Origin of the sequence: Paenibacillus dendritiformis (genome assembly GCF_015845845.1) — a bacterium.
Lineage (GTDB): Bacteria > Bacillota > Bacilli > Paenibacillales > Paenibacillaceae > Paenibacillus_B > Paenibacillus_B dendritiformis_C.
This window is the reverse complement of sequence record NZ_LDIG01000218.1, coordinates 34,316-48,136: the sequence shown is the minus strand read 5'-3', so window position 1 is coordinate 48,136 and position 13,821 is coordinate 34,316. Positions and strand designations below refer to the sequence as shown.

Here is a 13,821-nt window from a genome sequence, read left to right as displayed (position 1 = left end):
TCGGTGTCAAAAGCGCGGGTCATGATTTCTGTCAGACCGGCCACATCCTCTTCCAAAATAGTTTGAAACTACAAATTCTCATCTGTTTTCATCCTTTACACTCCATTCTGATTGCCGACAGGAAACATCCCGGAGATTTTATCGTGACGACTTCCTCTCTCGCAATAGCTCCTGAATATCGTAGGTGTCTTGATCAAAGCATACAAATAGAATCCGATGCAATGATGATTGCTTCTGCTTCTTTTGGATCCGGGCAACTGCCCGAACGTGTGTTTCACGGCTATCCACGCATTCCATACATCAGGACCATCGGCTGCTTTTATCGTGATTCCGATGCCTTTTCTTTCTTGGGCCATATAAAATAGGAAGTCGTAATAATCAGATCAATGCCCAATATGGCTGTCCACAGCCGCAGCACCCCACTCAATGCTTCGGTCCGGGCGGCGTCATTGATGAGATAGATGAGCCCGAACAACAGCCCGGCGCCAATCAGATAGGCCAGCACATGCCTGATCCAGCTCTTCAAGTAATGCTTCGCATGCTCGATGCCATACCGCTTCAGCGGCTTCGCTCCTTGCTTGGCGACATAGTACCGGAATCGTTCATCCGCCCACTTAATCATGTCTTTGCCGAATGCGATTGAGACCCCAATATATACCGCAGCGAGTGCATGCGCCGTTGTCGCCGTGGCTCCGCCGTATAAATCGATGCTTGTCGCCACTAACAGGATCAGATCGATGACCGGGGTGAGAGCGAGCAGAATCAGGCCAAGCTTCTGTCTCTTGAGCACATAACGCGCGAATAAGCCGAGCAGGATAATGACCCAGAAGCCGATTTCACTGGCAACGATTGCCCATGCCACAAAATTCACCGCAACACTTCCTTTACATATCGGATTGCAAAACTAATTCATTCCCCCGCGTACTCTGGCGGGCTCGCTGCCATTGCACCGCCATACGCCATATAAAAAATTGGGAATCGGGAATGATGTGTTTATTATAGGTTCTCAGGATTGAAGGGGCAGCAGTCTTTTGGCCTATTTGAAAAAAGTTTATGGGAATCTTTTCGGTGCATGCCGAACAGATCCGCGTCGGCCAGCTTCACGCCGACCCGTTCCTCACGGTCATCGAGCAGCACGGAGATGCCGGCCTGCTGGAGCTGCGCATACAGCCGCTCTGCGGCCTGCCGCTGCGCCTCATCCTTCCATGCCACCGGAATGAGGTGGACCTGGAACGGCGCGACGGCCCGCGGCCAGATGATGCCGCGCTCATCATGGTGCTGCTCGACGATCGCCGCCATCAGGCGCGAGACCCCGATGCCGTAGCAGCCCATGAGCAGCGGCTGCTCGCGGGCGTTCGGGTCGAGCACGGTGGCGCCGAGCGCGGCACTGTACTTCGTGCCGAGCTTGAACACGTGGCCGACCTCGATGCCGCGATGGAACTGCAGGCGGCCGTCCCCGCAATGCGGACAGGCTTCGCCTTCAATGACGTTGCGGTAATCGCCGACCGTATCGAGCGGGATATCGCGGCCGGGGACGACATGCTTCACGTGAGTGTCCGCGGCGTTGGCGCCTGCGATGCCTTCGCTCATCGCGGCCACGTCCCGGTCGACGAGCACCCGCACATCCGGCCGAAGCCCGATCGGGCCGGCGAAGCCGGTCGGCGCGCCCGACACGGCGGCGACCGTCTCCTCGTCCGCCAATTCAACCGCAGCCGCGCCAAGGCAGTTCTTCACCTTGACCTCGTTCACCTCATGGTCACCCCGGACGAGTACCGCAACCGGCGCACCGTCGGCCGTATAAATAAGCGTCTTGATAAAAGCGGACGGCTGGAGCCCCAAACCGGAGGCCAGTTCATCGATCGTCCGCATCCCCGGCGTAGGAAAGCGTTCCGGGGCAGGACTGTTCCCGTACTGGCCGGCTTCTTTCGCTCCGGCTCCCTTCCTCGCTGCGCTTCCGCTCTCCGCCCGCTCCAGATTGGCCGCATACTCGCATGCCGTGCAGGATACGACCGTATCTTCGCCGACATCTGCCAGCGCCGTGAACTCATACGTGGCCCCATCCCCGCCGATGGCTCCCGCATCCGCCTCGATGGCGCGGTAGCGCAGGCCCAACCGCCGCATGATCCGGTGATAGGCATCGAACATGGCACGGTAGCTGGCGTCCAGTCCTTCCGCATCGATATCGAACGAATAGGCATCCTTCATCAAGAACTCGCGGCCGCGCAGCAGGCCGAAGCGCGGGCGCCGCTCATCGCGGTATTTCGTCTGAATCTGGTACACCGTAAGCGGCACGCGCTTGTAGGACTTTACTTCGTCCCGGATAAGCGACGCAATGGCTTCTTCATGCGTCGGGCCGAGCGCGAATTCCCGCCCATGGCGATCCTGCAGGCGGATCAGCTCCGGCCCGTACACGCCGTATCGTCCCGATTGCTTCCACAGCTCGGCAGGGAGCAGCGCGGGGAGATGAAGCTCCTGGGCTCCGGCCCTGTCCATCTCTTCCCGAATGATGCGTTCCAGCTGGCGCATCACCCTCCAGCCGAGCGGCAGGTACGAATAGACGCCGGACGCCAGCGGCCGGATGTATCCTGCCCGCACAAGCATCTGGTGGCTTGCCGCCTCGGCATCCGCCGGAGCTTGCCGCAGCGTTGGAGACAATATTTGAGTTTGACGCATAATTCCACAACCTCCCTTTTTGACAAAAAAAAGCATGCCCGCCCCTTCGCCCAAGCGCGGAATAACGCCTTGTTCTTGTACGCCTGGCCGCTTCCGGCGCATCGGATCTCTTATCGGTCGGGGACAGCCCCGCCTTGTGCTCCGTTGACGGGCCGAGCTACGCAAAAAACGCATCCGCCCCAGAAGGGACGAATGCGTCGTGGTACCACCCTAATTCGAACGCCAGCCGAAGCCGGCATTCCTCTTACGCATAACGGCGTAACCCGGCGGCCGCCGGCAGCTTGCCGGAGTCCGCGGCTGCAAAGGAGGAAGCAACCACCCGCAAGAGGAGCCTTCCAGCCCGCGGGCTCCCTCTCTGTGCATGCGTTCCGTGGCGCTCATGTCTTTGGTCTTTGCTTTTCCTGTCTTCCGCATTGGATTTCTCCTGACCATACCGCGAATTCCCTCAGAAGTCAAGAGCGAACGGCGCCACGGGGCAGGAACAGGGACCTGCCGTCATTTCTCTGCACTGACGCCAGGCCTCCGCTTCATCATCCTTCTCCCCGCGTACCAGCTGTATCCGAGCGGCAGCAGGCTGGCAGCCCCGATCCAGGCGCCGAGACCAAAGATGTGCAGATACGCCTCCAACGGCTTGGCGGGATCGCCGTCGTCCATTAGCCCCAATCCGAGCGCGGCGCCGAGCACCAAGCCCACGTTGCGCGTCAATGCAATCATGCTCCCGATCGAGCCTGCGTCTCCCTTCACGGCATAGCCCATAATAAAGCTGTTATTCGGCGAGGCGATCAATCCCATTCCCGAACCGATTAATGCCAGCGTGCAAATGATTCCCCACAGCGGCAGCTCGCCGAATGACCCGGAGAACAGCATGAATCCGCCTGCCATGGCGCACAGCCCAAGACACATCAAGCGCCGCGAGCCTATCCGATCCGACAGATGCCCGGCGACGGGACCGATAACGGCCAAGAGGAGCGGATACGCCAGCATGACATAGCCTGTATCCGCCGCGGATACCTCAGTTGTCTCCAAAATATAGAACGGCATGAGGACCAGCGCGATATTGGCCATCAGGAACGATGCGCAGCTAATAACCAGGCCGCAGGCCACGGCCGGAATGCGGAATGCCGCGAGCGGCAAAAAAGGCTCTTCCTGCCGGGACTGCCACAGCCAGCTCAACGGCCAGACGACAAGCAAGACAACGTACAGTATAAGCATACTCGGGGAGCCCCATCCTAAGGCCCTCCGTTCACAATGGCGTAGATTCCTGCGCCGATGCCGCCCATGAACAGGATGGCTCCGACCAGGTCCATCGAGGACTTCCTCGTCTCTTCCTTCTGATCCGCAGGGATATAGCGCACCGCCAGCCCGGTTGCCACGACCGCCACGGGCACATGAATCAGGAACGCCCACTGCCAGCTCAGCCAGGCCGCGGTGAAGCTGCCGGCAACCGGTCCCGCCATGCCCCCCAGGGCCACGGCGGTGCTCACGAACCCGAGCGCCCGCCCTCTATGCGCGCCCGGCATATGAAACGTGATGATCGCCATATTCGTCGCCTGGAACATCGCCGCGCCTGTCGCTTGCACAATCCGCATCAAGAGGAGGACGGGGAGATTCGGCGAGAGCGCGACCAGGACTGAGCTAATCGTGAACAGGGCAATGCCGCAGTTGTGAATGCGGCGATGCCCCCAACGGTCGCCGAACTTGCCCATCAAGGGAAGAAGCGACGTAATGGCGAGCAAATACCCCGTCGTCATCCATTGGACGGTCCCGATATCCGATTGGAACACGGTGATGAACCTGGGAAGCGATACGTTCACGACCCCGGCAGTGAAGTGAGACAAGAATGCGCTAAGGCAAATGGCCGTCATCATCCATGCCCGCTGGTTGCCGGCTGTTCCGGGCTTGCCGTGTGCGGAAGCGCTCAACAGGCTTCCCTCCCTTCCGGAGGAAGCGCGGATTGCCGGGTATCGAACTTGATGTCCGGCCCCAGAGCCTTTAGCATCGTTGCCATATCGGTCGACTGCTCGATATGATAGACCCCGGCCGGAATGGGCGAATCAACCAGCATCGTGGCGGCCGCAGCCGCGACTTGCGCCGTCACGGCGGATTGATCCCTGCCTTGGAGGAAGCATTCCGCCAAGGCAGGCTTCCCCTCTCGGCTTCTCCCCCGAGCTTCCGCCTTGACGGCGAACCGGTCTCCGCCGAAGCGAACCGCCCCGAGGCTTCGGATCATCCGCTGGCGCAGCCAGCCCGCCTGGAGCAGACGGACGGCCCCCGTCCTTCGGGCCCCTGCCAATAGGCCGGTGACCAGGGAGGAATCAAGGCAGAAGCGCGTCGCGACGGAAGGAACATCCAATGTTTGCGGAAGGGTCTGCTGGTCGGAGAACGGGAAGCGGTAGGCCAGGCGGCTGCCGATGTCTGCCCCGAAATCGAACCTTTTGCCGTCCGTGAAGCTCAGCGCCTCCACCTGCTTCCCGTTCTGCGTTATGTCGAAGCGGGCGCCCATATTGTCTGCCGTCCATTCGATAGCCGCCTCCCCATGGGCATCACCAAGCCCAAGCATAATCGCGAGATCGATCTGATCCGTCTCGCCCAACAGCCGGTGCGCCTCCAGCGCCAGCAGATTGGTCAGACCGGGAGCCAGCCCCACGCTCAACAACGCCGTCGCCCCATGAGCCGCCGCCTCTTCCCGGCATTGCTCCACTTGGCGGAGAAAGGAGGCGTTCGCCGACACATCGATATAGTGCGTGCCAGCCCGGAAGCACTCGCGGACAAAGCCCGTGCCGGTCTGATCCAGACACATGATAACGAGCTTCGCGCCGTTAAGCATGGCAGAAGGTATCGGCTTACGGATATCGAGCTCCAGCGGCCTGATTTTTCCTCCGGCGGATCGGCAGAAGCGCTCAGCCCGTTCGCGGCTCCGCCCGGCCGCATACAACTTGCCCGGGTATCGCTCCCCCAGTCTCGCGCAAATGGTCCTCCCTACATGGCCGTAGCCGCCGATGACAACAATATCCTCTTTTGCATGCATCTCCATCACCATATCCTGTGGAATTGAGTTATTAAGAAACATTCTCAATTATACAGGATCAGGATAATTTTACCATCCCATATTTCAGGGATTGCTGCATGATTTATTTGTTTAATATCATTAAATGTTAGTTGCGTTAATGATAACGGTAAGGCGCATCTCTGCGGCACCCATTTGCGCCATTGGCTTGTGACCGTCTACCTCAACAAGGTCCAGCCTGTTTTCCTCTGCGAAACTGAAGCCCGAATCATCGCTTCGACGCCATCCGGGATTGCTTCTTGCCTGTCCGCGTACAGTCTCGCGCTGATATGAGGGCGCGCCGCTTGGGCTGCCTCCCTCCAAAATATCGACTATCAAAGAGACTTCTTCCATTCTATTATTGCAACAAGCATCTGATCGTGGTAGAATTTGGCTTAATCTAAATGAAAGAGGCGATTATGATGACAGTCAGCTCTTATAACTTAACCACAACAAAATCAGAGGTACGGAAGGCGTAATATCAGTCCCCATACCGCAATCTTCCGTATCTTACGAAACGGAGGACAAAATGAATGTTTAGTTATTACAGTAATCTATGCACGGAAGTATATGATCTTACCAAACCTGTCGGGCATTCCGTCGGCGGCGATATCGAGTATTATCTCGATAGACTCCGATCATGCAGCGGCCGAATTCTAGAAGCGGCTGTAGGCTCAGGACGCATGCTCATCCCGCTTCTTGAAGCCGGACTGCTTGTGGACGGGGTTGATTATTCCCCTGCAATGTTGGCTTCTTGCCGGAAGCGTTGTGAAGAGCGGAATTTAGAGCCGATGTTGTATGAAGGGGAGTTACAAAATTTAGCGTTGCCCCATAAATACGATGCCATCATTATTCCAACCGGGTCTTTCTGTTTGATTGATAACCGTCAAGAGTCCATTAACGCCCTTAAACGTTTTTACGAGCACCTGACTCCTGGAGGACGGATAATTATTGACCTTATTTTGCCTGATCGCATGGAGATAGGGACAACTTCTACATCAACATTCCCTTTTCCTACAGGCGATGTCATTACCGTAGAAGACAAACTGGTGGAATTTAGTATGATCCATCAATATTCCGTATCCTATCTAAAATACGAAAAGTGGCGCGAAGGAACGTTAATTCAATCCGAGCTTCAACGTTTTGCGCTCCGCTGGTACGGTAATGAGGAATTCAAGCTCGTCTTAAAAAACATTGGCTTCTCAGACATCGTAGTCTCTAGCGATTATACGTATGGAAAGCAACCGGCGGAAGGCAATCAAATATTCACTTTTGAAGCGGTTCGGAAGTAAAATGCAAATTCATCGGGTCTTGGCGGTGTAGCCAAGACCTTTTTTTGCCGTTCTGCAGCGATATATGGAAAGGCATCAAGAGCAATCGACTGTATCGGGATGAACAGCAATAGGACGAAAATCGGCTCGCCTCACTCCCCCGTCAGTGCCTGTAATCGTTCGAGCGCCTTGCCTACCCATCCTCTCCCAGAAAGCCTTCCCAGAAGCGTTCCTGCCGCACATAAGCCGTCATCAGCTTCCGCAACTCCTCGACGCTGGCCCGCTCAATAAACCGGCCATGCTCATCGACGCTTTGAAGCTGATTTTCTATGATCCAGGCCTTCCAATCCAGACCGTCAATCAGAAATTCAGTGTTGCTTAAAACATCAATAAATTCACTGACCGTATCGGAATATTTATAATAATGCGATGACGTTATTTCAAAATACGGCTGATCCGTGCTGCGGAAATAATCGCCGTAGGACAGCAGTTGATCTCGCGCGGATTTTCCGTTTAACATCTTGTTCAGGTCCATGTCAGGCCTCTCTTTCTTGTATCGATGAACGGATCCTGCCTTATTTCTCCATTCAGTCAAAAATATCGGCTGATTTCCATCCGCCTGGGCGATAAGAACCGTTCCCAGAACATTATACCTCAATTTGGAAATGAGCGATTCCCCATGCCCGCCCGGTATGAGAAAAAACAACCGCTTCCCGGCGGCTGGCATTCCGGGAAACGGTTGCTCCATGGACGGTTTGAATGGGTTCCGCGCGGAGCGTTGCCGGTTACGGTCTCTTCGGGATGAAGAACGACACCGTTGTTCCCTCCCCTTTCGCGCTTTGAATGTTCAATCCTTGTCCATACTGCTTCCGCAAGCGCTTGTCCGTATTGAACAGACCGATGCCGCCGTGCGGAGGCTGCTCGCGATGCAGCGCTTGCTCCGCCGTATCCGGATCCATGCCGACGCCGTCATCCGCTACGATGATTCGCGTACCGTCCTCCTCCGCCGCGACTCGAATATGAAGCATGCCGCCTTCGGTGCGCCTTAATATGCCGTGGCGGAGCGCATTCTCTACGAGCGGCTGAATGGTCAGCGGCGGAAGCTCTACATGAAGTCCGTTGTTCACGTCCCAGATTACGGCCAGCCTGTCGCCGAAGCGCGTTTTCTCAATCGTCAGATAAGCGCGCACGAGGTCCAGCTCATGCTCAAGCGGAACCAGATGCTCGGCGTTCCACTGATCGAAGCTCAACCGCAAATATTTACTGAACGATTCAATGAGCGTGCGCATTTTGAACGTATCAAGCTTGCTCAAGGCCACGATGGAATTCAGCGTATTGAAGAGGAAATGCGGCTTAATCTGCGCCTGCAAATAGGCCGCTTCCATACGCAGCAGCTCCGCGATAGAACGTCTCAAATCAGTCAACGCCCGTACCCGCGACTTCAGTACCAAGGCGTCGACCGGCTTCGTCACATAGTCGTTCGCTCCGGCCCGGAAGCCGGAATAGATATCTTCGGCCCGGCTTCGCGCCGTGACCAGCAGGATCGGAAGCTCCGACATGGAGAAACGCTCGCGAATGGCGCGGGTCAGCTCGTAGCCGGACATGTGCGGCGTCATGACATCGGCGATAACGAGATCCCACCACTCCTTGGCCACCAGAACCGCGGCTTCCCGGCCGCTCATAGCCGTCGTGACGCTATACCCTTCCGCGAGCAGCAGGTTGGACAGTATGTTCAGATTCACCGGATCATCGTCGACAGCCAGTATTTTTATATTGGCTGCGGAAGCGGCGGTTTCGGCCGAGCTGTCGTCAACCGCCCGAACAGGCAGCTCGCGGCTGTCTGCAGGCTGGATGCCTTGGCTTCCATGCAGGGCGGGCTTCAGCTCCACCCGCTTCCCGGCCGCGCTTGCCGACGTGGCCAGCGGGAGCGTGAAGCTGAAGACGGAACCGGCTCCTTTCTGAGAATCGGCCTTCAGCGTTCCGCCATGCAGCTCGACCAGCTGCTTCGTAATGCTCAATCCGAGGCCGATCCCCCCGACACTTGCGCTCGCTTCTCCCTGCTCATAGGCCTGGAACGCCCTCCGCATCGTCGCCTCATCCATGCCGCGGCCGGTATCGGAGACGCGAATATGCGCATACCCCTTGCGGACATAGGCATCGATCATGATGATGCCTTCGTCGGTGTATTTGATGGCGTTGTGAAGCAAGTTGAACAAGATTTGAGCGAGGCGATCCTCGTCGGCAATGACCGGAGGAAGCTCCTTCGGAATATTGAGCGCCACCCGTATCGGCTTGCCTTCCGTCAAGAAGGAGAGCATCTCCGCGACGCTGTTCGCCACCGGTTGAACGGGCACGCAATCGAGCTGAAGCCGCAGCTTCTCTTGCTTCAGTTGGGAGACATCAAGCAAATCATTCAGCAGATGCGACATGCGGCGGCCGACGGATACGATCAGCTTCAAGTTTTTGCGGTTCGCCTCTTTCAACGAACGCTGACTCTCCAGCACGCTCTGAGCCATGTTAATAATCCCGTGAAGCGGCGTGCGTAATTCATGCGAAGTATTCGCCAAAAAATCATCCTTCACCTTATCGGCCTTGATTAGCTGCGTATTCACATCCGCCATCCGGGCCGAAGTCCGGTAAAACCGCTTGAACCAGAAGGTGGCAAAGGCAAGAAACGTGACGATAAAGTCGATCGGATAATACCCCAGTTCCTTCCACACCGTGTTTTTGACATAGCCCCATATCATATTCCCGGTTAAGGCGGTGGCTGCAATCAGAAGGTAGACACTGTCGTGTTCCTTCCTCCGCACAACCCATATAATCAGAACCGGCATGGCCAAAAAAGGAATAAACAGCACCATATCAAACACCGGCATGGCATCGAGCGTAAACTGAGGCGGAGCGAGCAATATGATGGCGATAGACGCGGCGCTTAGCGCCGTATAACCCCTGAACCATTTAGCTCCGGCGCCTTCCGGCAATATACACTTGACAAATTGGAGCATGAAGCCTGCCACCAAAAGCATGGAACTATTCAGAAGCCGGATGTTCCACGCATAATCAAGCTGCAGCCAGTCCAGCAGCAGCTTGTCGTCATCCGTCAGCGTCGCAAAAATAGCGCTCAGAATTAACATCGAGAAATAGAACAAGCTCTTGTCCCGAACCCCGATACAAAATAAGACGACAGCATAGATGAAGTGCATGATGAGCACGATGCAGACGACAAGCTGGGAGCCGATGCTTATCGATGCCGCCTTATTTACGCTCTCCGCAGCCCCGAAATAAAGAGGGCGCGAAATCCCTCCATCCACCCCGTCAAAATAGTTCGCCACCTGAATGACAATCTCTATCTCCCCGCCGCCGGAAACGAAGTAACCGGAATAAGGAAGATCACGGGATTCGGTCCGCGCCTCGTTCTGCGCAGGCCATCCTGCATGCGCAAGCCGTTTTCCATTGACATACAGCGCGGAAGAGCTGGCCGTTCCTTGAACGCGAAGAGCGAAAGACCTTTCTTGCCCGGGACTTAATAAGATGCGCAGCCGGTATGAACCATACCCGATCGGGGATCCCGTCGCCGTCTTCCAGCTCCGGGAACTTGAACGTAGCTTGGCTCGCCGCCGGCTGAAGCGTCACCGCGCACATCATCCATCAGAAGTACCCCAGGAATGAACTCCCATTCCCCATTCAACGGGATTGTGCGTATCGAATCCAGATCCTGTCCCCGCAGATCGAGCAGGCCCTGAGCCGGGCTCAAGCCGGAAGCATTCGACACCAAAGCGATAAAAACAAGACGAATGCCGGATAGCGACAGCACGACAAGTACGATAATGACAATTAATTTACGCAGCGACATCATTTGATGCATCTTCCTTGTATCATATTGCGAAGCTTCCTTCGCTGTTGACTGCTGCTCACGCGGTCAAAATGCGCTTGAAACGCGGCCTGTCAGCGCTTGCCAGACGATTGCGCGGGAATAAATTGTGCAGGTTCAGGGGCGAGATATCGGGGAAAAGAAGAGCCTTGAATGAACATAAGATTACCATTCCGGACTATACCAAAACTATACCAATCCCCCTAGGCCAAAAGCGCTTCTCACCGGCGGATAATCTCCTTCATACAAGCAAGAGCGCCCTCGGATGAGGGCGCTCCAGACTGTCGACAAAGTCCTGTCGACAGTCTTTTTTCTTAGGAAGGGCGGGGCCGGGGAAGGCAGAACAGGTTAGGTTAGGGCAAGTTGGTCCGCGCATGAAGCAAGCTGTTCCCCGCATGAAATTGCTGCACAGGCGCAGCATTTTTAACCTCAATAGGCTAAATTCCGAGAAAATCCTGCAAAATTACATTATTTCGCCATTTTAAACGCTAATTATGCCTCGTCGCACGGTAATTGCTGTATTTTTGCAGTAATCGTATTTTCGCAACCTCGTGTCAATGAAATTGCTGCATTCTTGCAGTATTGGTGGAGCAGATGACTAGAGTGGCGGGAGATACTGCAGCTTTAGTGGAGTGGATGACCGGAGCTGCAGACATTCTGGCCGGGAACGATGGAAGATGATATGGAGATGTATTTCGGAGCGGCTGCGCGCCAGGGCGGATCATCACCATCCGCACGCCGCGGCTGAATGATGAATTTTTTGCGTTCTGCCGCAGCAATCCGTGTTTGCCGGACTTCATCCCGCTTCATTTCTATCCGCATGACCATATCGAGGAGGGTGCTTCCCGCCGAACCGGCCGCTCCGCTGGGGCTCCCTTTGCATCGGTACCGCCGAATATTGGAGGAGTTCATGGGTATCTCTCCGAATCCGGTGTATTTGCGGGACATGCTTGCGCAGGAGATGAGGCTGCTGGCCGAGCAAGAGTTGTCTGACAAGGAGTTGGTTCTCACGGAATGGAACCGACCGCCTATCAGGGAATTGACGAATGACACCGTCTACAAGGCGGTCTATCTCGGCAAAGCCATTGTCTTCGATCTGGAGCGCCCTCGGATGAGGGCGCTCTGCGCGGCACTGCATTATAGGCTTCTCTTTTTATAATTCCGGACAAAGAAGATAGCTCCGATCAGCAGCAGCAGGACGATGCCGACCGTTATCGCTTCCTGTAACCGATCATTCATCGCTGCCGCATCGTCTTGCTCGCGATTGCCTCCCGGTCTGCCGCCGCCGTTGATCGGCATCTGGCCATTGCCCATATCCGGCCTCTTCCCGCCGAAGTCCGGCGGCTGCTGGTCCGCGTCCGGCGGTGCCCCGCCGCCCGGGGTCGCCTGCCCGCCTCCGCCGGGATTCCCTGGCGCTCCGTTCTGCGCGTCCTGTCCTTCTCCTCCGGTCGGCGGCTGGCCCGCGTCGGGCATTGCCCCGGCGTCCGGCTTCGCCGCCCCGCCTTCGCCGGGATTCGACGGCGATCCATTCTGCGCGTCCTGCCCTTCCCCTCCGGTCGGCGGCCGCTGGCCCGCATCCGGCGGTGCCCCGCCATCCGGGTTCGCCGGCCCGCCTCCGCCGGGATTCTCGCCCGCGACGCTGCCCTGCTCTCTCATGCCGCCCCGTCCCGGCATTCCTCCCTGGATGCCTTCCCCTTTATCATAGGAAGGGAGCGTGCCGTCCAACTGCTGCTTCAGATTGTTGACCCGATCCTCGGCAAAGGCAAGAAGGCCGGGGATATTTTTCACGTCGTTGGTGAGCGATTGCTTGAATTCTTCATACGTATAGAACTTCGTCGGATCCTGCTCGACATACGTATCGATCATATCCGCGATCTCCTGCGCCCTCGCTGTCAGCCGCTCCGGCGACAAATATCCTTCGATAATCTGCTTGATATAATTGTGATACTGCTCCTTGTACGCGTCGATCTGCAGGAGCTTGTCGACCAGCGGGTAGTTCGCGACCGCGCCCATTGTCGGCTCGTCCATCAGCATCCCGATCAAACTCTCCTTGCTGCCGCCGAATCCCCCGAAGGCCATATTCATGTCCCACGGAATGAGCGAGAACACGCCGTTCTCTTCATACAGGTAATAATTATGGTTGAAGTTCCCTTGGTAACTATCCATGTTGACGGTCGCCGCATTGACGGCCATATAGCGCAAGATGCCGTCCACATTGAGATATTTCTCGTACTCCGTCCCATTATTCAGTTCGTCGAGCATCCTGATCGTAAGCTCGTCATCGGACGATTTCGATTTGCGATTGAGCCCGCTGTAGGAGGAGATGTCGTCTCCGCGCCAGCTCAGGTCGCTTCCTTGCCCGTCCGGCTTATACAAGACGCCGTAGGACGTGTCGAAGTTCCGGCTCAGGAACGATTCGTTAATCTGTTCGACGGCCAGGAATAATCCGGCCGGCTCGCCGTTGATCGATACGTTGGCAAAAGCGAATTCAGGCGCAGGAAGCCCCATTTCCTCCAACAATTCATACGTCAAATACTCTCTGATGAATGACGGATCACTGTAGCCATTGTTCAGGTTGATGCTCGTCACGCCAAGCAAATTCTGGCTGTCGATATATTCATCGAGCAGAAGCTTGAGACTATACCGGTCCGAATCCGACGAGGCGACGCCGGTCAGGCTGGAATTCCCCTTCGTCCGGATGCCGATATTGTCCAATTCATAGCCGTTGTATTGAACGGAGGCCGCCTTCACCTTCTTATCCGTCGGATGCTCCAGCATGTCGCGGTAATCATCGGCATCGATGGCGAGGTTCACCTCGATTACCTTGTCCTTCGGGAACAGCTCCTCCGAGAGCTGCACCACGTTCGAATCCGATGCCGTGCTGCATCCGGCGAGCAGCATCATCCAAGCGAGCAGTATCATCCCCAGGGGAACGAATGATTTTCGAATCATGTTCATCC

At 56.3% G+C, this 13,821-nt stretch carries 11 protein-coding genes; 2 read left to right on the top strand and 9 right to left on the bottom strand.

The window, feature by feature from the left end:
- Nucleotides 1-319: 319 nt before the first annotated feature.
- From ABD76_RS22095 to ABD76_RS22080, 5 genes are all read right to left on the bottom strand, one after another.
- Nucleotides 320-871, bottom strand: coding sequence for a hypothetical protein (locus ABD76_RS22095; RefSeq protein ID WP_197259236.1), 552 nt, complete (start codon nt 869-871; stop codon nt 320-322).
- 125 nt (nt 872-996) lie between these two features.
- Entirely contained in the window at nt 997-2,673 is a 1,677-nt protein-coding gene (locus tag ABD76_RS22090) for a proline--tRNA ligase (protein ID WP_242069720.1), read from the bottom strand.
- A gap of 495 nt (nt 2,674-3,168) precedes the next feature.
- Entirely contained in the window at nt 3,169-3,885 is a 717-nt protein-coding gene (locus ABD76_RS30265; protein WP_275100848.1) for an MFS transporter, read from the bottom strand.
- Nucleotides 3,886-3,902: 17 nt separating this feature from the next.
- A complete protein-coding gene (locus ABD76_RS30260; protein ID WP_275100847.1) occupies nt 3,903-4,595 on the bottom strand; it encodes an MFS transporter in 693 nt (230 codons plus the stop codon).
- On the bottom strand, nt 4,592-5,707 hold the full coding sequence (locus ABD76_RS22080) for a saccharopine dehydrogenase family protein (protein WP_242069719.1): 1,116 nt from the start codon (nt 5,705-5,707) through the stop codon (nt 4,592-4,594). The genes ABD76_RS30260 and ABD76_RS22080 overlap by 4 nt, the downstream gene beginning before the upstream one ends.
- A 545-nt stretch (nt 5,708-6,252) precedes the next feature.
- Here ABD76_RS22080 and ABD76_RS22075 point away from each other — a divergent pair.
- Nucleotides 6,253-7,011, top strand: coding sequence for a class I SAM-dependent methyltransferase (locus tag ABD76_RS22075; protein ID WP_197259235.1), 759 nt, complete (start codon nt 6,253-6,255; stop codon nt 7,009-7,011).
- Nucleotides 7,012-7,183: 172 nt separating this feature from the next.
- Here ABD76_RS22075 and ABD76_RS22070 read toward each other — a convergent pair whose 3' ends face one another.
- The 3 genes from ABD76_RS22070 to ABD76_RS29785 form a co-directional block, all read right to left on the bottom strand.
- Nucleotides 7,184-7,525 (bottom strand): DUF6508 domain-containing protein, encoded by a 342-nt coding sequence (locus ABD76_RS22070; protein ID WP_197259234.1) that lies wholly within the window; start codon nt 7,523-7,525, stop codon nt 7,184-7,186.
- Nucleotides 7,526-7,775: 250 nt separating this feature from the next.
- Entirely contained in the window at nt 7,776-10,322 is a 2,547-nt protein-coding gene (locus ABD76_RS22065; RefSeq protein ID WP_338125173.1) for an ATP-binding protein, read from the bottom strand.
- A gap of 191 nt (nt 10,323-10,513) precedes the next feature.
- Nucleotides 10,514-10,846, bottom strand: coding sequence for a hypothetical protein (locus tag ABD76_RS29785; RefSeq protein ID WP_242069718.1), 333 nt, complete (start codon nt 10,844-10,846; stop codon nt 10,514-10,516).
- Between the two features lie 925 nt (nt 10,847-11,771).
- Between ABD76_RS29785 and ABD76_RS22060 the strand changes: the two genes are divergently transcribed.
- Nucleotides 11,772-12,020, top strand: a complete 249-nt coding sequence (locus ABD76_RS22060) for a hypothetical protein (protein WP_197259233.1) — start codon at nt 11,772-11,774, stop codon at nt 12,018-12,020.
- On the opposite strand, the gene ABD76_RS22055 is transcribed toward ABD76_RS22060, so the two are convergent.
- Nucleotides 11,999-13,813, bottom strand: a complete 1,815-nt coding sequence (locus ABD76_RS22055) for a CotH kinase family protein (protein ID WP_242069717.1) — start codon at nt 13,811-13,813, stop codon at nt 11,999-12,001. The two genes, ABD76_RS22060 and ABD76_RS22055, sit on opposite strands and share 22 nt — an antisense overlap.
- Nucleotides 13,814-13,821 lie beyond the last annotated feature (8 nt).